Genomic DNA, 18,325 nt, shown 5'->3' on the forward strand with positions numbered 1-18,325 from the left:
ATAGTGTGCCCCACGCCGGGGCCGCAGCGCCCGCAAACATTGACTTTGCGCGTTTTCACGGCATAATGACGCCGCTTCGGGGCGCATGCCCTCATTGTTTCCCGCCGGGCGGCGGCATCCAAGGAGAACACGTTGGCCAAAAACCGCGCATTGCAACAGTGGCGGGTGGAAGATTCCATCGAACTTTACGGCATCCGCAACTGGGGCGCCGGCTATTTCAATGTTTCGGACGCGGGCGAAGTGGTCGTCTGCCCGCAGGGCCCCAAGGGTCCCCAGATTCCCCTGCCGGAAATCATCGCCGGTCTGCATGAGCGCGGCTATGACATGCCCGTGCTGCTGCGGGTGGAAAATATTCTGGATTCGCGCATTACCAGTATCCACGAATCATTCCGCAAAGCCATCAAAACCCTGAATTATACCGGCGAGTACCGGGGGGTGTTCCCCATCAAGGTCAACCAGCAGCAGCAGGTGGTGGAAAAAATCGCCCAGTTCGGGGCGCACTACCATCACGGGCTGGAAGTGGGTTCCAAGGCCGAACTCATCGCCGCCGTCTCCCTGATGCGCGACACCGAGGCCTGCATCGTCTGCAACGGTTACAAGGACGCGGAATTCATCGACCTGGGCCTCCAGGCCCTGCGCCTGGGCTTCAATGTCTTTTTCGTGCTGGAAATGCCCGGAGAGCTGGACGTGCTGCTGGAGCGCGCCAAGGTGCTGGGCGTGCGCCCCAACATCGGGGTGCGGGCCAAACTGGCGGTCAAGGCGGGCGGCCACTGGACGGATTCCGGCGGGGAGCGCTCCACCTTCGGCCTGTCCCCGGCCCAGATCGTGGACGTGGTGGACACCCTCAAAGCCCACGACATGCTGGACTGCTTCCGTTTGCTGCACTACCACCTGGGCTCGCAGGTTTCCAACATCCGGGACATCCGCACCGGGGTCATGGAAGGCGCGCGCCTGTACGTGGGCCTGGTGCAGGAAGGCGCACCCATGGGCTACCTGGACCTGGGCGGCGGCCTGGCCGTGGACTACGACGGCTCGCACACCAATTACATTTCCTCGCGCAACTACAATCTGGACGAATACTGCGCCGACGTGGTGGAAGCCATCATGAGCATCCTGGACGAGCAGCAGGTGCCGCATCCGCACATCATCACCGAGTCGGGCCGGGCCACGGTGGCCTATTATTCCGTGCTGCTCTTCAATATTCTGGACGTGAGCGTGGTGGAGGAAGTGCAGCTGCCCGACGAACTGCCCGAGGACACGCCGGAGCCGGTGCGCAATCTGCGCGAGGTTCTGTCCGGCATTTCCCTGCGCAATCTTCAGGAATGCTACAACGACGCCATTTATTACCGCGATGAAATGCGCCAGCTCTTTTCCACGGGCCGGGTCAATCTGCGCCAGCGCACCCTGGCCGAGCGCTTCTTCTGGGCCATCATCATGCGCATCGCCCAGGAAAAAACCCGGCTCAAGAACGTGCCCCGCGATCTGGCGGACATCGACGTGAGCCTGGCGGACATCTATTACGGCAACTTCAGCGTGTTCCAGTCCCTGCCCGACTCCTGGGCCATTGACCAGCTCTTTCCCATCATGCCCATACACCGGCTCAAGGAATTCCCCTCGCGCCAAGGCATTATTTCGGACATCACCTGCGATTCCGACGGCCGCATTGACCACTTCATCGACCCGCAGGGCATGAAATCCACCCTGGACCTGCATCCCCTGCGCGACGGCGAGGAATATTACCTGGGCGTCTTTCTGGTGGGGGCCTACCAGGAAACCTTGGGCGATCTGCACAATCTGATGGGCGACACCAATGTGGTCTCCATCCGGGCCTCGGAGGACGGCAGCTATGAATACGTGCGCGAAATCCGCGGCGATTCCGTGGCCGACATCCTGAGCTACGTGGAATATGACCCGCGCCGCATCCTGGAGGATCTGCGCAGTACCGCCGAGCAGGCCGTACGCCAGGGCCGCATCTCGCCCAGCGAGCGCTTCGCCGTCATGCAGGCTTTTGAGGACGGACTGCGCGGCTATACCTATTTTGAGAGGTAGGCCTTCCGACAGCGCCTGATTTGACTAAACACAAGGAAGCCCCTCCGGCAGCGGGGCTTCCTTGTGTTTAGGGCAAGGAGCGCTCCACGGCTCCGGAAAAGTGCCGCTGTTCCAGTTCGTCAATGACGGACAACCAGCGCTTGGGAATAAAAAACGGCACGCAGGCCATGCCCAGCGACGCGGCCCGGTGCCGGAAAAAAGCCGCCCCGAGCAGCGTCTTGGGGGCGGGCCCCGCGCCGTTCAACTCCTGAAAATTAAGGGAAAACTGCACGGAGGTGACGTCCAGCGCCCGGCAAAGGGCGAAAAAGCGTTCCAGTTCCGCGACGGCGTTGTTCTTTTCAAAAATGATGTACTTGTAGATGGATGAGTCCGGCCTCGCGGGCCGCCGCCCGGTAGCGTTCAATATTGGCGGTCACCCGTGTGAAACCGTCCACCCCCTTGACCGCCCGGTAGACTTCCGGCGAGGCGCTGTCCAGGCTGACGTTGACGCCGCCCTTGCCCTCCCGCAGCAGAGCGGCAATGGCCGGGGAAAAACGCAAGGCGTTGGTATGCACGTATTGCGGCCAGCCGTTATGCAGAATCCATTGGCTGGCTTCCTCAAAATCCGGCAGGATGCCCGGTTCGCCGCCGCCCCAGCTGAAAAAGCAATCCCGACGCAAGACTTTCTGCTCTTCAAGGTTCCGGAGCACAGGCAGAATGGCGTAACCCGCGCCGTGCCCTCGCCACAAATCGCAGTACACGCATCGGCAATTGCACAAATGCCTGTGCATATTGATGCTGACCGACCTGAACAGCAGCCGCGCGGCTGAATCCTGCGGCGCGTTAATCTCGATACATTCCGGACAGCCCCGGCACACTGCTCCCCCTTTCTGCAATTGCTCCACGACATTCTGGATATGCCTGGCGTAGGCGGCCATATCCAGCCTGCCGCCCGTAAAAGGAAAGCGCGGCACGGCAATGGCGTGCACATTGCAGCAGGGCTGCACCGCATCCGGCTCAAAATTAATGTCATTGCAGAGATTCAGACAGAATTTCATGGCACACCCACTCCTCGGGCTGCCGGGCCGAAAACCTTTGGCCGCCCGGCGCGGGCCTGTCCCATGCTCACAACAGATGGCAGCGCGCCCGCCAGCCGGGGGCAAGTTCCTTCCAGGCCGGGGGCTCGCGGCGGCAGATACCCACGGCTTTGGGGCAACGCGGGTGAAAGCGGCAGCCTGCGGGCGGATTGAGCGGGCTGGGCAGCTCGCCTTCAAGAATCCGGGGCAGGCGGCTTTCTCCGTCGCCGGTGGGCATGGCGGCCAGCAGGGCCTGGCTGTAGGGATGGGCCGCGCCCGCGAACAGGCGTTCGCGCGGGGCCTCCTCCACCACCTGGCCCAGATACATGACCAGAATGCGCGGGCAGATGAAGCCCACCACCGCCAGATCGTGCGAAATGAAAAGATAGGACGGGCTGAAACGCTCCTGCACATCGCGCAGCAGATTGAGCACCTGCGCCTGCACCGAAGCGTCCAGGGCCGAAACCGGCTCGTCGCAGATGACCACGTCCGGCCTGGTGATCAGGGCACGGGCCACGGCGATGCGCTGGCGCTGGCCGCCGGAAAATTCATGCGGATAACGCCCGCCCATGCCTTCCAGGCCCACGGTGGCGAGCATTTCATCCGCCAGACGGCGGCGCTCGGCGCGGGGCATATCACGGGCCGCCAGAGGCTCGGCCACGGAGGCGCGCACGGAAAGGCGCGGGTTGAGCGAGGAAAAGGGGTCCTGAAAAACCATCTGAATCCGCCCGGCGGCCCAGCTGGCCGCACCCGCCGTGGGCAACTCCCTGCCCTCCAGCAGCACCCGCCCTTCCGAGGGCATGAGCAGGCCGCAGGCCAGGCGGCCCAGTGTGGATTTGCCGCAGCCGGATTCGCCCACCAATCCGAGGCTTTCACCCCGGCGCAGGCCGAGACTCACCCCATCCACGGCGGTAAGCTGTTGCGGTTCCCCGAACCAGCCGCGCCGCACCAGAAAACGGCGGCTCACGTCCTCCAGGGCGAGCAGCGGGGCTGCGGAAGTCGTGCTCTCCGCCATTTACGCCGTCCTCTCCTCAACGCCCGCCGAGCTGAAGGTCGCCATATCATTATAGACGGCCGCCGCGCCGCGCAGCAGATGGTAGGCCAGGGCCCCGCCCGTGCCCTCGCCCAGGCGCATGTTCAGGTGCAGCAGGGGTTCGCCGGACATCCCCCCGGACACCCCGCTATCCAGGCGGGCCAGCGCCGGGCCGTGGCCCGGTTCGGCCGAGGCGTGGGACAGCACGGCATATCCCGCCAGGTCCGGACAGATCGCCAGGGCCGCAACATAGGCCGCGCTGCAGATAAAGCCGTCCACCAACACGGGCAGGCGCTGCGCGGCCGCGCCCAGCATGATGCCGCTCATGACAGCGATTTCAAAGCCGCCCACGGCGGCCAGAATAGTTACCGGATCGGCGGAGGCCAGGGCGGCGGCGTTAACGCGCAGGGCCTCGCGCACAATGCCCGCCTTGTGCCGGACCATGGCCGGATCGGAACCCGCGCCGGGGCCGGTGATATCTTCGGGCTCCAGGCCCAGCAAGGCGCAGTACAGGGCCGTGCCCGCCGTGGAATTGGCGATGCCCATCTCGCCCGTGCCCAGGCAGCGGTAGCCCTCATGGGCCGCACCGGCGGCCAGCTCCAGACCCAGCCGCAAGCCCTGCAGGCAGGTTTCACGGCTCATGGCCGGGCCCCGGCTCATATCCGCGGTGCCGTCGCCCAGGCGGCGGTCCAGAAGCATGGGGTGCGGCGCAAACGGGCCGCCCACGCAACCGGCGTCCACCACCCGCAGATCCAGTCCCCCGCAACGGCAAAGCACGTTGACCGCCGCCCCGCCGTTGCAGAAATTCATGACCATCTGCCTGGTCACGGCCTGGGGAAAGGGCGAAACCCCCCGGGCGGCCACGCCGTGGTCTCCGGCCACGGTCAGCATCAGGGCCGGGCTGACCGAAAGGGGCAGCCGCCCCCCGCTCATGGCGTACAGGCGGGCGGCCAGTTCTTCCAGCCGTCCCAGGCTGCCGCGCGGCTTGGTCAGATTGTCCAGATGGGCCTGGGCCGCGTCCAGATCTTCCCGGCGCACGGCCTCAATGCGCAGTCCGGGGAAAAGCGCTTCCAGATCCGCCGAAGTAAAACTGATTTTCTTGTCCATCGGCGGTTTGTAGCCTGTCCGGAACGGCGGCGCAAGGGCCGTTGCCCACCGCTTCCTTTACAAGTCGGCCACGATGATTACCTAGTAAATGACTCGGCAATTCCGGATTTCCGGACAGGCCGTTCAAACTGCCGCCCTGCGTCATACGGGCGGCGAGACTTTACGAGGTGAATCATGTACAATATATATCGCAACGCCCGCCGGGCCGCCCTTTTCTTTTTGTTCTGCCTGCTGACCGCCCTTGTGGGCCTGCCCATCAGGGGCGCTCTGGCCACGGCCGCGCACGAAAGCGCCGGGTTCGCCACGGTTCAGGCCGAACAGCGCGCGGATGCGGCCATGCCGCGGTCCGTGGCGGCAGTGCTTCCCGCCGCGCCGGGGCAGAACATACCGCGCGGTGAAACGTATTGCGGAAGGTAATCATGCCGAACTGTGCAGTTCAGAGCGTCCGTAGGTTTCTCCCTTTCCTCTTCGTCTGCCTGCTGGCCGGGCTTCCCGGACAGGTCGTCCGGGGAGCCCAGGCCGCGCCAGCGCCGGCCAGCCCCCGCCTCACCCCCGTGGTCCGCGCCGTGCAGGCCGTGGCCCCGGCGGTGGTCAACATCACCAGCACCCATATTATCGAGGGGCACCGCGTCTCCCCGCTGGAGCGCTTTTTCGGGCCCGGCTTCGGCCCCGGCTTTCCGGATTCCAACGGCTTCGGCGCGCAGCCCCGGAAGCGGAAACGCGTCAGCCTGGGTTCCGGCGTCATTGTGGACGGCCGCAAGGGCTTGGTGCTGACCAACGCCCACGTCATTGCCGGCGGCGACGAAGTCATGGTTCACCTGCTGGACGGACGCGAATTCCCCGCCACGGTCAAGGGCGCGGAACCGGATTTCGACATCGCGGTGCTGGAAATCAAGGGCGCGCATGATCTGCCCGCCGTGCGCTTGGGCGACTCCACCGACATCATGCCCGGCGAGACGGTCATTGCCATCGGCAATCCCTTCGGCTTCAACCATACGGTGACCACGGGCGTGGTTTCCGCCCTGGGCCGGACTATCCGCAACGACGGCGGCGTGTTCACGGATCTGATCCAGACCGACGCGGCCATTAATCCCGGCAACAGCGGCGGCCCGCTGTTGAACATCGAGGGCAGCCTCATCGGCATCAACACCGCAGTGGACGCCCGCGCCGAGGGCATCGGCTTTGCCATTCCCATCAACAAGGCCCGCCGGGTCATGGCCGATCTCATGGGCCAGGGCCGCGTGGCCCCGCTCTGGCTGGGGCTCATGGCCGAGGACCTGGACAGCCGCATGGCCATGGCCCTGGGGCTCAAGGAAGCGCGCGGCGTGCTGGTGGGCGCGGTGTTTGAAGGCACGCCCGCGGCCAAGGCGGGCATCGAACCCGGCGACATTATTGAAAGCATCAATGCCTCGCCCGTGCGCGACCGGCGGGATTACATCAATGTGCTGCGCAACCAGACCGGCGGCGAAAGCCTGCGCCTCAGCCTGCGCCGGGGCGAAAAAGTGCTCGCTCTGGACGTGACGCCCGTGCCCTTTGAGGACGACACGGCCCGGAAACTCATGGAACGGCGCTGGGGCCTTGCCGTACGGGAAGGCAAACAGGGTCTGGTCATCCAGAGCGTGCGCCCGGACGGCCCGGCCGCCTTTCTGCGCAAGGGCGATCTGATTACCGGGGTCGGCGGCATGCGCGTCAAGAATATGAGCGAACTGCTCCAGGCCTTCCGCAAGGAACGCCTGGCCGGACAAGTGCTTTTACAGGTGGTGCGCGGCGACCGGGGCTATTACGCGCGCCTTGTGCTTTAGGCCCGTCCGCGTGCTCTTGCCAAACGGCGCAACGGCCTTATTTGTATGACGAACCCGCAGTTCAGGCCGGGCCGGGCAAAAAGGCCGAAGGCACTTGACAGGGCGGGGGGCTGACGCTATCCATTTCACAAGCGGTGTTCAGCCGCGGCCTGCATCCGGCAGGACACAAAGTTACTTTGGGAGGAAACAATGGGCTACAATGTGAGTGTTGATAACGACAAATGCGTGGGTTGCGGCGAATGCGTGGACGTTTGCCCCGTGGAAGTCTATGAAATCAAAGACGGCAAGTCCGAACCCGTGAACGCTGAAGAATGCCTCGGCTGTGAATCCTGTGTGGAAGTCTGTGAAGCCAGCGCCATCACTGTCGAAGAAGCCTAGCCGGCAGCGTGATGCCCGCGCGGCATTCCGCGGCTGATCCGTTTACAGAACTCGTATTCTTTCCACAGTGCCGCCGGGCGTGTGCGCGTCTGGCGGCACTGTTGTAATCCGTCCCGTTGCCCGGGCTTTCTCTCTTGCGGAGAAAATGCTCCGGCGGCCCGGCATGGGCAGGCCCGTGCGCAAGCAAGGCGAGCTCGCCTGTGGCGCAGCCGTTCGCGCGCAATGGGGAACGCCGACAGACGGCACATGGTTCCTGATACCGCTCCGGCGGCTGACGCCGCCATGATTGAGCACAACGCCCGCGCAGGGGCGGTTTCGCTGCTGCGCGAACTACGCCAGGTATAATCATGATCCCTGATCTGAGTCCCATATTTTCCCGCTATGAAAGTCTGCGGGCCGAGGCCGACGCCCTGTTCGCGCGGGTGCGCGAGACGCAGCCCGGCTGCGTGACCTGCAAGGAAGGCTGTAGCGACTGCTGTCACGCCGTATTCGATCTTTCGCTGGTGGAGGCCATGTCTCTGAACCGGGCCTTTGAGGCGGCCTTTGCCCACGGGCCCGAGCGTTCGGCCATTCTCACCCGCGCGTCGGAAACCGACCGCCGCCTCACCCGCCTGAAGCGGGAACTCTTCCGCGCCGAAAAGGACGGAGAAAGCCCGGAGGCCCTCATGGCCCGCGCCGCCCAGATCCGGCTGCGTTGCCCGCTGCTGGACGGGGAGGACCGCTGCCTGCTCTACGAGGCCCGGCCCATCACCTGCCGTTTGTACGGCGTACCCACGGCCATCGGCGGACAGGGGCACGTCTGCGGCTTTTCGGCCTTTGAGAAGGGCAAGGCCTACCCCACCGTGCATCTGGACAAAATCCAGGCCCGGCTGGATGAACTCAGCCGGGAGGTGGCCCGGACCGTGGAGTCCCGCTTCTCTGAGCTGCACGAGGTGTACGTGCCTCTTTCCATGGCCCTGATCACCCGCTACGATGAAGCCTATCTGGGCATCGGCAAGGCCAAGCCCGAAGAGTGATTCCGGAATTTTTGCCCGGAACCGGGGCGCGACAAGAATGTCGCGCCCAAGCTGACGAACCAGAAACAGGCCGAGGCGCTCCCCATGTTTGACAGCATCCCCGCCACTGTTTTCCGCGACGGCACACCGCAGGCGCTTACGGACGAGCAGGAAAAACTCAAACGCGAGATTTACGAAAAAATGAATCCGCGCCGCCGCAAGTTTGTGGACCGTATCGGCTATGAAAACTGGGACCCGTTCCAGAAGCCCAACGATCCTCTGGACCTGCGCATGGATGTGAGCAAGCGCACCACCCAGCAGCTGGTCAATGAATTTCTGCGCGAAGCGGCCCGAAAAGGGCCGTACAGCAACGACTACGGCAAGGGAGCCATGGAGTGCGCCTTGGGCGTGGTCAACAAGGACGAAAAATACCAGGGCATTTTCGACTTCTGCCTCTGGTACCATGATCTTTTGAAAAAAGAAGGGCATATCGCATGAAAGAGCGTTACGACGACCTGGATGAATATATCGCGGACCTCAAAAAGGAAATCGAGGCCAACGCGCAATGCGCGACACACTACTACAACCTGGGCCTGGCCCTGCTGAGCAAGCGTGATTTTGTGGCCGCCGAGGAAGCGCTGCTCAATGCGGTGCGCAACTCGCCGCATCTGGCCGAAGCCTATGTGCAACTGGGCGGCATCTGCCTGGAACGAGGCGATCTGGAAGGCTGCCTGCACTATAATGAGGAAGCCGCCAACTGCCGGGCCAAATTCCCCATTCCCTGGAGCAACATCGCCTTCGTGCATCTGCAGCGCGGCGAGCCGGACAAGGCCATCGCGGCTCTGCGCAAGGCCCTGAAATGGGACCCCAAGTTCATCCAGGCCAAAAACGCCCTGGCCACGGCCTATTACATGAAGGGCGACTTTAAGGCCAGCGTGGAAGCCTGCCGGGAACTGCTGGCCCAGGAGCCGGGTTTTGCCCCGGCCTGGAACAATCTGGCCCTGGCTCTCTTTGACCTCAAGGAATACGATCAGGCCGTGGAAGCCGCGGACAAGGCGCGCGAACTGGGCTTCGAGGTGCCGGAGGGCTTTTTGGAGGAGCTGAAGCCCCACAGGAAGTAAGCCGGGAGCGGACGCCTTTTCCCTAACCAGCGGCATATTTTTTGCTTATAAAAACGCGGACGGTCAATTTTTCCACCGTCCGCGTTTTTTCGCGTCCGGGCCCTTGGGCCAGGCTCTAGAGCAGATTGACTTTGAAATTTTACAAATTTCAAAGTTGACATTCTGGCGAAAAACATGGTTTTCGCCAGAATCCACGCCGCTTCGCGGCGCGCCGCACCGTATGCGGCGTTAGAGCAATTTCACTTTGAAATTGCCCTAAAAAGACGGATTTTGCCCTCAGGGGGCAAAAGATATCTTGCGAAGCCGCCCCGCCCGCGACAAGCATAAGGAGCATACGCGCATGGAACTGGAATTCCGCTTTCGCAATAATGATCTGGGGCCGCATTTCCCCACCTTTCAGGAACGGGTCAACGCCATGTTGCCCGCCCGCCCGGCCGAGCCCGAAGGCATAAGCGCCGAGGCCGCCGCCCCGGTTCTGCCCACCCTGGAGAAAAGCGCCCCGCTCACCCCGCATATGCCCAATTCCGAGGAAGTACGGCAGACCCTGGCCCAGGTGGAAGAAGAAGCCGTGCTGCAGAGCCGGGAGCTGATCCAGGCGCACTCCGGCCTTAACGAGCAGCGGGTGGCGCGGCTGTTGGGCCTGCTGGACTAGAACCTGTTGACACTACTGGGATTTTGTTCGCTTTAGCCGTTAGGCGGCTTGGCCGCCCAACGGATAAAGACAGCAGCAATAACAAATCCAGCGGGCAAAAGAACGCAGTGCCAACAGGATCTAGCGCAGAGTACCTTTGAAACTCTGCGCGTTTCAAAGTTAAAATGCCCTCCGGCTTCTACAGCTCCAACTCCAGCCCCACCGGGCAATGGTCCGAGCCGTAGACGTTGTTTTCGATCCAGGCGTCGCTGACGGCCGGGGCCAGCTCTTCGGAAACAAAGAAATAGTCAATGCGCCAGCCGATGTTCTTTTCCCGCGCGCGGGTCTTGTAGGACCACCACGAATACTGGTCCGGCTGGTCGCCGTGCACCTTTCGGAAGGTGTCCACATAGCCCATGGCCGTGAAACGGTCCAGAAAAGCACGTTCCTCCGGCAGAAAGCCGGTATTTTTCACATTCTGCTTGGGCCGGGCCAGATCTATGGCCTGGTGGGCGATGTTGAAATCCCCGCAGACCACAATGGGTTTGCTTTTGCGGCACTCTTCCGCATAGTTCAGAAAGGCCTCGAAGAAACCCATCTTGTAGGGCACGCGCTTGAAGCGTCCCGTGGGCTTGCCGTTTTCATCCAGCTCCTCGGCCCCGCCGTTGGGGAAATAGCCGTTGAAAAAATGGAAGCCGGGAAATTCCAGGTGCAGCAGGCGTCCTTCGCCCTGCCACTGGGGATCGGGCAGTTCCGCGCGCACGGCCAGGGGCGTCATCCGGCTGAAGACCGCCACTCCGGAATAGCCCTTTTTCACATGGCTTGAGGACCAATGGGCCTCCCAGCCCTCGGGGCTGGCCAGTTCTTCCTTGAGCTGTTCCGGGTGGGCCTTGGTTTCCTGCAGGGCCACGATCTGGGCGTCGGTGCGCGCGAACCACTCCCACTCCGGCTTGGCGGAAAGCGCGCGCAGGCCGTTCACATTCCAGGAGACGAGTTTTATCCGCATATGTCCTCCACGGGCCGCAGCATAGCCAAGGCCGCTGCCGGGGGCAAGCCGCCATGCTCGGGGCCGTTGTGCCGCTGCGCCCCATTGCGCGCAATCCACTTTTCCGGTACACAAAAAGTGCTGCCGGACAGGCCCGCAGAGGACCTGCCGGGCGGATATTTTTTAGAGCGGCTCACGTAGTAAATGCTCCAGGGAAGCGCTGAGTAATGAAGATTTTTCTCTGCCAAACACGGAGAACTCCGGGTGGAGGGCGTATATTCAAACCCGCCCTTCGCATGGAGTGAGCCTGACGCAGGCAGAGAGCAAAAAGACCATTGATCAGTACTTTCATAGGAGCCGGACGGCTCTGCCCGCCTGTGTCCGATCCACTTTTTAAGGAGTCCCTGCAGTATGGAAGTTCTGCCAATCCGCCGCGCCATTCTGAGCGTTACGGACAAGAGCGGCCTTGTGGATTTCGCCACCTTTCTCAGCTCCCGCGACGTGGAGCTGATTTCCACCGGCGGCACCCAAAAAGTGCTGGAGGCGGCGGGCCTGCCCGTCACCGCCGTCAGCACGGTGACCGGCTTTCCGGAAATTCTGGGCGGGCGCGTCAAAACCCTGCACCCCAAAATCCACGCGGGCATCCTGGCCAACAAGGATGACCCCTTCCACATGCAGACCCTGGCTGAAAAGGGCATCCGGCCTTTTGACCTGGTCTGCGTCAATCTCTACGACTTCGCCGGTGCGGTGGAGCGCCACCTCTCCCTGGAAGAAGCCGTGGAGGAAATCGACATCGGCGGCCCCTGCATGCTGCGCGCGGCGGCCAAAAATTTCCACAGCGTCCTGGTGCTGCCCTCGCCCCAGTGGTACGGCGCGGCCATGGACGAGCTGCGCCAGCACGATATGAATGTGAGCCTCAACTTCCGGCAGGTCATGGCCTCACGGGCCTTTGAGGCCACTTCGCGCTACGATGCGCTGATTACCTCCTACCTGCGGCCCTAGACCGGATACCTGTGAAACGCTTTGCGTTTCACAGGGTTATTCAGCCGAAGACCGCGGCCATCGCCGTTCGTATGTCTTCGTTGTCGCCAACGGAAACAGCCCTCCGGGCTGCCTTTGGCCGCTTCGGCTGGATCCACGCTGCTTCGCGGCGGGCGGCCCGACCTGCTCGCCGCCTGGCATTCCAACTTTCAAAGCCGAAATACTCTCACTGCACGCCGCAGAAAGGAGACGCGCCATTCCCAAGCCAGAAGGCAATGTGCAGGGGCTCAAGCCGAGCCAGCTCAATGCCCTGAACCGCCTTTTCAACCGCCGGTTTCCGTCGGAGGATGTCTACACCATTGAGCAGGCCCGCGAGCTGGCTCTTCTGTCGCGCGCTCTGGGGCGGCAGGTGGGTCTGCTTATCGACCGCAAGGGCCGGGTGCAAATGGTTCTGGTGGGCGAGGCGGGCAGCATCCTCATTCCCGAACTGCCGCGCGGCCGCACCGGCCAGGAGCGGTTACGCGGCCTGCGCCTGTTGCACACCCACCTCTCCCCGGACGGCATCAGCCAGGAAGACCTCATGGACATGCTCTTCCTGCGACTGGACGCGGTCATCGCCCTCAGCGTGAATCCCACAGGCGATCCCGTGCAGTGGCAGGCCGCGCACCTGCTGCCTTCCGGCGCTACGGGCAAGCCCCACCACCTGGACGCCCCACAGCCCTGGGACCGCACGGCCGCGCAGTTCACGGCCACGGCCGAAGCCCTGGAAGAAGAGCTGGCCCGGCGCGGCGAGGATGCGCGGGAAGCGGCGGACGCGCCGCGCGCCCTGCTCGTTTCCGTGGCGGCCCAGCCCCGGATTCTGCAGGAGCGCAACCTGGACGAACTGGCCGAGCTGGCCCGCACCGCCGGTCTCACCGTAGCCGGGCGCATGGCCCAGCGCGTGGCCCAGGTCAATCCCCGTCTGATTCTGGGCAAGGGCAAGGTGGCGGAACTGGAAGTGCTGGCCCTGCAAGGCCGCGCGGGCATGCTGGTTTTTGACGGCGAACTTTCGCCCGCCCAGTTGCACAACCTGGCCGACATCACCGAGCGCAAGGTTATTGACCGTACCCAGCTTATTCTGGATATTTTCGCCCAGCACGCCGTGACCAGGGCGGGCAAACTCCAGGTGGAGCTGGCGCAGCTGCGCTACACCCAACCGCGCCTGGTGGGCAAAAACCGGGCCATGGACCGGCTCATGGGCGGCATCGGCGGACGCGGCCCCGGCGAAACCAAGCTGGAGACGGACCGGCGCAAAAGCCGCGAGCGCATGGCCCGCATCCGCAAGGAACTGGACCAGTTGCGGCGGCAGCGCGCCTTTACCCGCGCCCGGCGCTCGCGACAGGGCATCCCCCTGGCCGCCCTGGTGGGCTATACCAACGCGGGCAAGTCCACGCTGCTGAACCGGCTGACCCGCTCGGACGTGCTGGCGGAAAACAAGCTCTTCGCCACCCTGGACCCCACCACGCGGCGGCTGCGCTTTCCGGCGGAACGGGAAATCATTCTGGCCGACACCGTGGGCTTTATCCGCAATCTGCCCAAGGAACTCATGGACGCCTTCCGCGCCACCTTGGAAGAGCTGGAGGCCGCCGATCTGCTGGTGCATGTGGCCGACGCCTCCCACCCGGACCTGCTGCAACAGATTTCGGCGGTGGAGACCATTCTGGCCGAAATGGAGCTGGACCGCGTGCCGCGCCTGCTGGTGCTCAACAAATGGGACCAGCTTGCGGCTCCGGCCCGGGCCGAGTTGGCCGACGCCTTTCCCCTGGCCCTGCCTGTTTCGGCCAAAAGCGGCGACGGCCTCAACTATCTGCTGGAGCAGCTGGAAACAGACCTGCTGACCCGGAACAGGCCGCCGGTCATTCCGGATATGCCCTTCTCGCTGAACTAGAGCAGATTCCCTCTGAAACGCCACACGTTTCAATGGATTCATTCCGGCAAAAAACGCGGTTATCGCTGCTGTCGATCCCCGTATGGCTCCGTTGTCGCCAACGGGGACAGCCCTTCGGGCTGCCTTCGGCCGCTTCGTCGGAATCCACGCCGTCTCGCGGCGAGCCTCTGCGTGTTCGGCTCACAGCTTTTCAAGTGTGAAATGCTGTAGAGTTCGCAAATGGACGCGCAAAAAAACGGGGAAAAGAGTCTCCCCTTCTCCCCGCTTCCCTAGAATATTTCGCGGTGCGGATTTCCACGGAAAATCCGCACAGGGCGTTGAGATATTTTCAATATCAAAAGGCTCTAAAGCAGATTAACTTTCAAATGCTCTAACATTCAGCGAGCCGGAATTAAATATTCATCGCGCCGCCGTCCGCAGGCTTGTCCGCACCGCCGCCTGGATTGGCGTTCTTGTCTCCCTTATTTCCCGCATCCGGTCTGGCCGCGGGCGCGCCGCTCACCGGCGGCGCGGAAACGTCCGTCGCGTAGGCTTTGGCCGTGCTTTCCAGAATGGCCTGGCCCACCACCAGCCAACGGTCGCCCTTCTTGCGCAGGGCCAGCCAGCTGGTCATTTTGGCGGGCGTGGTCACCTTGGCCACCGCCGCCGTATCGCTCAATTCGGTCACCTGCGCCTGTTTCAGGGATTCAGGCACCCAGGGGCAGTCCGGAGTCTGGGCCTCGCGGCACTGGGCCATCATTTCGCCTGTGCTCACGCCACGGGTGTACTGGCTCTGCAAACGATTTTCCATATTCAGCACGCTGCCCAGCAGATCGTCCATGCCGCCCAGGCCCAGCATGCGGCCCAAGGAGTCCAGCGAGCTCAAAGCCTGGTCCTCGCGGGTCAGGTTTTTGATCTGGTTGGCCGCGAAGGTTTTCAGATCCAGCTGGGCCAGAAAGGCCGCACTGTCGTTTTTATTCAGGGCTTCCGCCAGCGAGTTCAGAGCCTTCTGCGGGCCGGAGGCAAAACAGGCCGTGAGCAGGGCCGCAAGCAACGCCGCCACCAGAAGAAAAGGGGACGGCCGACGTAGTATATTCATAACAACCTCGTTTACGCGCCGAAACGCGATAGTATCGTTCTAGAGCAGATTAACTTTGAGAATTGACATTCTCAAAGTTGACGCTGCCTTCAGCCTATCGTTGCTGTCGTCATCCGTAGCGCTGCTGTCTTGATCCGTAAGACGGCTTCGCCGTCAAACGGCTCAAGCAACCCGCTAGCGGCAACGGCTGACGCGCGGCAGAAATGCGGTCCCGCCTTGGCTTGCGCCAAGCGTTACGACGCAGGAAGCTACGCTTGACGACAGCAGTGAGTTACACAATAGTCAGTCAATGATACCGCTGTCGCTATCCGTAAAGCTCGCAAGCCCGCCAACGGCAGCGCCAAGCGCGGACGTCCGCTTTCGCAGCCGCCGGAGTAAAGTAACTTTGAAAAGTTACTTTGCTCTAACAAAAATACTATAGCGCGCTGGCCGGAATAATGCAAAGCCCCGCCCCGGCCGGGCCGACGGCGGGGCTTTTTTTCCGCGCGGGCTTCTGCTACAGGTAGCCGAGTCCCGCGGGCTGCATACCCGTCGGCGACCCAGGAGGCCTTTATATGAAAGTGATCATCATGTGCGGCGGCAAAGGCACGCGCCTGCGCGAGGAAACCTCGGTCAAACCCAAGCCCATGGTGGAAATCGGCGGGCGGCCCGTGCTCTGGCACATCATGTCCATTTACGCCCGTTTCGGCTTCAAGGATTTCGTCCTGCCGCTGGGCTACAAGGGCGAAGTCATCAAGCAGTATTTTCACGATTACAACATCCGCAACACGGATTTCACCGTGGAACTCAAAAGCGGCACTATCATCTCCCACCCCGGCCATGTCGAGGACTGGCGGGTGACCCTCTGCGACACCGGCCAGGAAACCCTCAAGGGCGGCCGCATCAAACGCGTTGCCAAGTATATCGACAGCGACCGCTTCATGGTCACCTACGGCGACGGCGTGGCGGATATCGACCTGCACAAGCTGTTGGAGTTCCACAAGCAGTCCGGCACCATCGGCACATTCACCGGTGTGCGCATGCCCTCGCGTTTCGGCGCGGTACGCACGGACGCGGCGGGCAAGATTCTCTCCTGGGAGGAAAAGCCCGTGCTCAACGAACATATCAACTGCGGCTTTTTCGTGTTCGAACGCCGTTTCCTGGACTACTTGAGCGAGGACGAAAACTGCGACCTGGAAAAAGAACCCCTGCAACAACTGGCCGCCGAAGGGCAGCTTTCCATGTATCCGCATCCCGGCCAGTGGCAGTGCATGGACACCCTGCGCGATTCCATCAAGCTCAATGAACTCTGGGACAGCGGCCGGGCCTTTTGGGTGTAGCAGTCCGTTTTTTTGCCCTCCGGCGGCGTCAAACTTCGCTTCGGCCTCCAGTCATGTACCATAAGAGTACACTCTTGTCGGCTTCAGCTCGTTTTCCGTCGGAGAACAAAACTCCCGACCTGCCGTAGAGCACGCGCCGGGCTGCTTGTCCGCCTTACCGGCGCGCAAAAATTACCGCGCCGCAATGAATAAAAAGACAATCCAGCTTTCTCCCACGAGTAAGGAATAGTTATGTTTGCCAATGCCTATCAAGGACGTCGGGTCTTCGTTACCGGGCACACGGGTTTCAAGGGCTCCTGGCTGGCCGCCTGGCTCACGCGGCTGGGCGCGACCGTGGCCGGTTTTTCCGACGGCATCCCCACCGAGCCCTCACATTTCACGGCCATACATCTGGGCGCGCACCTGGAAGATCTGCGCGGCGACATCCGCGACCGGCAGGGCATGGTCGACGCCGTGCGGCGTTTCAAGCCCGAGGTGGTCTTCCACCTGGCGGCCCAGGCCCTGGTGCGCAAATCATATGAGGACCCCACAGGCACCTTTGAGGCCAATATGCTCGGCACCATGAACGTGCTGGAAGCCGTGCGGGCCTGCCCTTCGGTGCGGGCCGTGGTCATGATCACCTCGGACAAGTGCTACCGCAACGACGAATGGGTCTGGGGCTACCGTGAAACCGACCATCTGGGCGGTGCCGATCCCTACTCCGCTTCCAAGGGCTGCGCGGAAATCATCGCCCATTCCTATTTTCAGAGCTTTTTCAAGGAAGGTCCGGCCTGCGCCACGGTGCGCGCGGGCAATGTGATCGGCGGCGGGGACTGGGCCCTGGACCGCATTGTGCCCGACTGCGCGCGGGCCTGGGCCGAGGACCGGGCCGTGCAGATCCGCAGCCCCTGGGCCACGCGGCCCTGGCAGCTCGTGCTGGAGCCGCTTTCCGGCTATCTCTGGCTGGGCGCGCGCCTGCTCGACAACGGGAACGCGCCCTTTGACCCGCGCGGCCAGGCCTACAACTTCGGCCCGGCGGCGGACGTCAACAATACCGTGGCCGAGGTGGTGGAAGCCTTGGCCCGGCACTGGCCCGGCTTTGAAAGCCAAATGGACGCGGCGGGCCAGGCGGGCATGAAGGAATGCACCCTGCTCAAGCTCTGCTGCGACAAGGCCTTGGCCCACCTGGGCTGGAAGGCCACTCTCAGCTTTGACGAAACCATCCGTTATACCGCCGAATGGTATCACCGTTTCTACCGGGGCCGGGACGGCGCAACCCCACCCGACATGTTGGACTTCAGCCTGGGCCAGATCGCGGCCTACGTCAACGCGGCCGAACAGCGCGGCCAGGTCTGGGTGCGCTGATGGGCGCGCATACCGCCGACGGACCCGTTGCACAGGAGGTGGGCATCGCGGGCGCACTGTTCCAGCCCCTGAAAATGATTCCCACGCCCGGGGGGCCGGTGTTGCACATGCTGCGCCCCGATTCGCCCCTGTTGCCCGATTTCGCGGCGGGTTTCGGCGAAATCTATTTCTCGGAAGTGCTGCCCGGCGCCGTCAAAGCCTGGAAACGCCACAGCCGCCAGACCCAGCTGTTTGCCGTGCCCCACGGCCTGCTCAGAATCGTGCTTTATGACGACCGCCCCGGCTCTTCCACCCAAGGCGTACTCTGCGAGCTGGCCTTGGGCAGACCGGAACACTACGGCTTGCTGCGCATTCCGACAGGCGTCTGGTACGGATTCGCGGCCATGAGCGGGGAAGCGGCCCTGATCTGCAACTGCGCGGACATTCCCCACGATCCCGCCGAAGGGGAACGCCGCCCGGCGGACGATCCGGCCATTCCCTATAGCTGGAAGGGCGCGGTTCAGGCCGGAGGACGCTGAGC

The 18,325-nt window shown here is 63.0% G+C and carries 19 protein-coding genes; 13 read left to right on the forward strand and 6 right to left on the reverse strand.

What is annotated here, in order from left to right; genetic code table 11:
* The first annotated feature begins 132 nt into the window (after nucleotides 1-132).
* Nucleotides 133-2,049 carry a biosynthetic arginine decarboxylase gene (gene speA / locus HMPREF1022_RS15255; RefSeq protein ID WP_008686090.1) on the forward strand — a complete coding sequence of 639 codons (1,917 nt, stop codon included), beginning with the start codon at nucleotides 133-135 and terminating at the stop codon, nucleotides 2,047-2,049.
* A gap of 67 nt (nucleotides 2,050-2,116) precedes the next feature.
* On the opposite strand, the gene HMPREF1022_RS15260 is transcribed toward speA, so the two are convergent.
* From HMPREF1022_RS15260 to cobT, 4 genes are all read right to left on the reverse strand, one after another.
* Nucleotides 2,117-2,452, reverse strand: a complete 336-nt coding sequence (locus HMPREF1022_RS15260) for a hypothetical protein (RefSeq protein WP_035062060.1) — start codon at nucleotides 2,450-2,452, stop codon at nucleotides 2,117-2,119.
* Nucleotides 2,388-3,086 carry a radical SAM protein gene (locus HMPREF1022_RS15265; RefSeq protein ID WP_009303853.1) on the reverse strand — a complete coding sequence of 233 codons (699 nt, stop codon included), beginning with the start codon at nucleotides 3,084-3,086 and terminating at the stop codon, nucleotides 2,388-2,390. The genes HMPREF1022_RS15260 and HMPREF1022_RS15265 overlap by 65 nt, the downstream gene beginning before the upstream one ends.
* Nucleotides 3,087-3,153: 67 nt before the next feature.
* Nucleotides 3,154-4,119, reverse strand: a complete 966-nt coding sequence (locus HMPREF1022_RS15270) for an ABC transporter ATP-binding protein (RefSeq protein ID WP_009303854.1) — start codon at nucleotides 4,117-4,119, stop codon at nucleotides 3,154-3,156.
* The gene (gene cobT, locus HMPREF1022_RS15275) at nucleotides 4,120-5,244 is read right to left on the reverse strand and encodes a nicotinate-nucleotide--dimethylbenzimidazole phosphoribosyltransferase (RefSeq protein ID WP_009303855.1); all 1,125 of its coding nucleotides are present in this window, start codon (nucleotides 5,242-5,244) and stop codon (nucleotides 4,120-4,122) included.
* 174 nt (nucleotides 5,245-5,418) lie between these two features.
* On the opposite strand from cobT, the gene HMPREF1022_RS15280 reads away from it, so the two are divergent.
* From HMPREF1022_RS15280 to HMPREF1022_RS15310, 7 genes are all read left to right on the forward strand, one after another.
* The gene (locus HMPREF1022_RS15280; RefSeq protein ID WP_008686094.1) at nucleotides 5,419-5,661 is read left to right on the forward strand and encodes a hypothetical protein; all 243 of its coding nucleotides are present in this window, start codon (nucleotides 5,419-5,421) and stop codon (nucleotides 5,659-5,661) included.
* Nucleotides 5,662-5,663: 2 nt separating this feature from the next.
* Nucleotides 5,664-7,046 carry a trypsin-like peptidase domain-containing protein gene (locus tag HMPREF1022_RS15285; RefSeq protein ID WP_009303856.1) on the forward strand — a complete coding sequence of 461 codons (1,383 nt, stop codon included), beginning with the start codon at nucleotides 5,664-5,666 and terminating at the stop codon, nucleotides 7,044-7,046.
* Between the two features lie 189 nt (nucleotides 7,047-7,235).
* Nucleotides 7,236-7,424 (forward strand): ferredoxin, encoded by a 189-nt coding sequence (locus HMPREF1022_RS15290; RefSeq protein WP_008686096.1) that lies wholly within the window; start codon nucleotides 7,236-7,238, stop codon nucleotides 7,422-7,424.
* Between the two features lie 347 nt (nucleotides 7,425-7,771).
* On the forward strand, nucleotides 7,772-8,440 hold the full coding sequence (locus HMPREF1022_RS15295; protein ID WP_009303857.1) for a YkgJ family cysteine cluster protein: 669 nt from the start codon (nucleotides 7,772-7,774) through the stop codon (nucleotides 8,438-8,440).
* 84 nt (nucleotides 8,441-8,524) lie between these two features.
* Complete coding sequence (locus HMPREF1022_RS15300) at nucleotides 8,525-8,917, forward strand: hypothetical protein (protein WP_008686099.1); 393 nt, start codon at nucleotides 8,525-8,527, stop codon at nucleotides 8,915-8,917.
* Nucleotides 8,914-9,540, forward strand: a complete 627-nt coding sequence (locus HMPREF1022_RS15305) for a tetratricopeptide repeat protein (protein ID WP_009303858.1) — start codon at nucleotides 8,914-8,916, stop codon at nucleotides 9,538-9,540. The genes HMPREF1022_RS15300 and HMPREF1022_RS15305 overlap by 4 nt, the downstream gene beginning before the upstream one ends.
* A 340-nt stretch (nucleotides 9,541-9,880) precedes the next feature.
* Entirely contained in the window at nucleotides 9,881-10,192 is a 312-nt protein-coding gene (locus HMPREF1022_RS15310; RefSeq protein WP_009303859.1) for a hypothetical protein, read from the forward strand.
* 178 nt (nucleotides 10,193-10,370) lie between these two features.
* Here HMPREF1022_RS15310 and HMPREF1022_RS15315 read toward each other — a convergent pair whose 3' ends face one another.
* Nucleotides 10,371-11,177, reverse strand: a complete 807-nt coding sequence (locus HMPREF1022_RS15315; protein WP_009303860.1) for an exodeoxyribonuclease III — start codon at nucleotides 11,175-11,177, stop codon at nucleotides 10,371-10,373.
* Nucleotides 11,178-11,567: 390 nt separating this feature from the next.
* On the opposite strand from HMPREF1022_RS15315, the gene HMPREF1022_RS15320 reads away from it, so the two are divergent.
* Both HMPREF1022_RS15320 and hflX read left to right on the forward strand, forming a co-directional pair.
* Nucleotides 11,568-12,158, forward strand: a complete 591-nt coding sequence (locus tag HMPREF1022_RS15320; RefSeq protein WP_008686106.1) for an IMP cyclohydrolase — start codon at nucleotides 11,568-11,570, stop codon at nucleotides 12,156-12,158.
* Nucleotides 12,159-12,414: 256 nt separating this feature from the next.
* Nucleotides 12,415-14,064 (forward strand): GTPase HflX, encoded by a 1,650-nt coding sequence (hflX, locus tag HMPREF1022_RS15325; RefSeq protein ID WP_009303861.1) that lies wholly within the window; start codon nucleotides 12,415-12,417, stop codon nucleotides 14,062-14,064.
* A 391-nt stretch (nucleotides 14,065-14,455) separates the two neighbouring features.
* Here hflX and HMPREF1022_RS15330 read toward each other — a convergent pair whose 3' ends face one another.
* Nucleotides 14,456-15,142 carry a hypothetical protein gene (locus tag HMPREF1022_RS15330; RefSeq protein ID WP_008686112.1) on the reverse strand — a complete coding sequence of 229 codons (687 nt, stop codon included), beginning with the start codon at nucleotides 15,140-15,142 and terminating at the stop codon, nucleotides 14,456-14,458.
* Between the two features lie 554 nt (nucleotides 15,143-15,696).
* Here HMPREF1022_RS15330 and rfbF point away from each other — a divergent pair.
* The 3 genes from rfbF to HMPREF1022_RS15345 all read left to right on the forward strand — a co-directional run bounded on the left by rfbF (nucleotide 15,697) and on the right by HMPREF1022_RS15345 (nucleotide 18,323).
* Nucleotides 15,697-16,461: a glucose-1-phosphate cytidylyltransferase gene (rfbF, locus tag HMPREF1022_RS15335; RefSeq protein WP_008686113.1), complete on the forward strand. Its 765-nt coding sequence runs from the start codon at nucleotides 15,697-15,699 to the stop codon at nucleotides 16,459-16,461.
* A gap of 231 nt (nucleotides 16,462-16,692) precedes the next feature.
* Nucleotides 16,693-17,805, forward strand: a complete 1,113-nt coding sequence (rfbG, locus tag HMPREF1022_RS15340) for a CDP-glucose 4,6-dehydratase (RefSeq protein WP_009303862.1) — start codon at nucleotides 16,693-16,695, stop codon at nucleotides 17,803-17,805.
* Entirely contained in the window at nucleotides 17,805-18,323 is a 519-nt protein-coding gene (locus tag HMPREF1022_RS15345) for a dTDP-4-dehydrorhamnose 3,5-epimerase family protein (RefSeq protein WP_009303863.1), read from the forward strand. Before rfbG ends, HMPREF1022_RS15345 begins: the two co-directional genes overlap by 1 nt.
* Nucleotides 18,324-18,325 lie beyond the last annotated feature (2 nt).

The sequence above is a fragment of the Desulfovibrio sp. 6_1_46AFAA genome, from assembly GCF_000224635.1.
Lineage (GTDB): Bacteria > Desulfobacterota > Desulfovibrionia > Desulfovibrionales > Desulfovibrionaceae > Desulfovibrio > Desulfovibrio fairfieldensis.

Bases quoted from the DNA above. Each gene is read 5' to 3' on its own strand.
- HMPREF1022_RS15345 (WP_009303863.1), top strand. From the start codon at position 17,805: ATGGGCGCGCATACCGCCGACGGACCCGTTGCACAGGAGGTGGGCATC.
- HMPREF1022_RS15280 (WP_008686094.1), top strand. From the start codon at position 5,419: ATGTACAATATATATCGCAACGCCCGCCGGGCCGCCCTTTTCTTTTTG.
- HMPREF1022_RS15305 (WP_009303858.1), top strand. From the start codon at position 8,914: ATGAAAGAGCGTTACGACGACCTGGATGAATATATCGCGGACCTCAAA.
- rfbF (WP_008686113.1), top strand. From the start codon at position 15,697: ATGAAAGTGATCATCATGTGCGGCGGCAAAGGCACGCGCCTGCGCGAG.
- HMPREF1022_RS15300 (WP_008686099.1), top strand. From the start codon at position 8,525: ATGTTTGACAGCATCCCCGCCACTGTTTTCCGCGACGGCACACCGCAG.
- cobT (WP_009303855.1), bottom strand. From the start codon at position 5,244: ATGGACAAGAAAATCAGTTTTACTTCGGCGGATCTGGAAGCGCTTTTC.
- HMPREF1022_RS15290 (WP_008686096.1), top strand. From the start codon at position 7,236: ATGGGCTACAATGTGAGTGTTGATAACGACAAATGCGTGGGTTGCGGC.
- HMPREF1022_RS15270 (WP_009303854.1), bottom strand. From the start codon at position 4,119: ATGGCGGAGAGCACGACTTCCGCAGCCCCGCTGCTCGCCCTGGAGGAC.
- rfbG (WP_009303862.1), top strand. From the start codon at position 16,693: ATGTTTGCCAATGCCTATCAAGGACGTCGGGTCTTCGTTACCGGGCAC.
- HMPREF1022_RS15295 (WP_009303857.1), top strand. From the start codon at position 7,772: ATGATCCCTGATCTGAGTCCCATATTTTCCCGCTATGAAAGTCTGCGG.
- HMPREF1022_RS15265 (WP_009303853.1), bottom strand. From the start codon at position 3,086: ATGAAATTCTGTCTGAATCTCTGCAATGACATTAATTTTGAGCCGGAT.
- HMPREF1022_RS15315 (WP_009303860.1), bottom strand. From the start codon at position 11,177: ATGCGGATAAAACTCGTCTCCTGGAATGTGAACGGCCTGCGCGCGCTT.
- HMPREF1022_RS15320 (WP_008686106.1), top strand. From the start codon at position 11,568: ATGGAAGTTCTGCCAATCCGCCGCGCCATTCTGAGCGTTACGGACAAG.
- HMPREF1022_RS15330 (WP_008686112.1), bottom strand. From the start codon at position 15,142: ATGAATATACTACGTCGGCCGTCCCCTTTTCTTCTGGTGGCGGCGTTG.
- HMPREF1022_RS15310 (WP_009303859.1), top strand. From the start codon at position 9,881: ATGGAACTGGAATTCCGCTTTCGCAATAATGATCTGGGGCCGCATTTC.
- HMPREF1022_RS15285 (WP_009303856.1), top strand. From the start codon at position 5,664: ATGCCGAACTGTGCAGTTCAGAGCGTCCGTAGGTTTCTCCCTTTCCTC.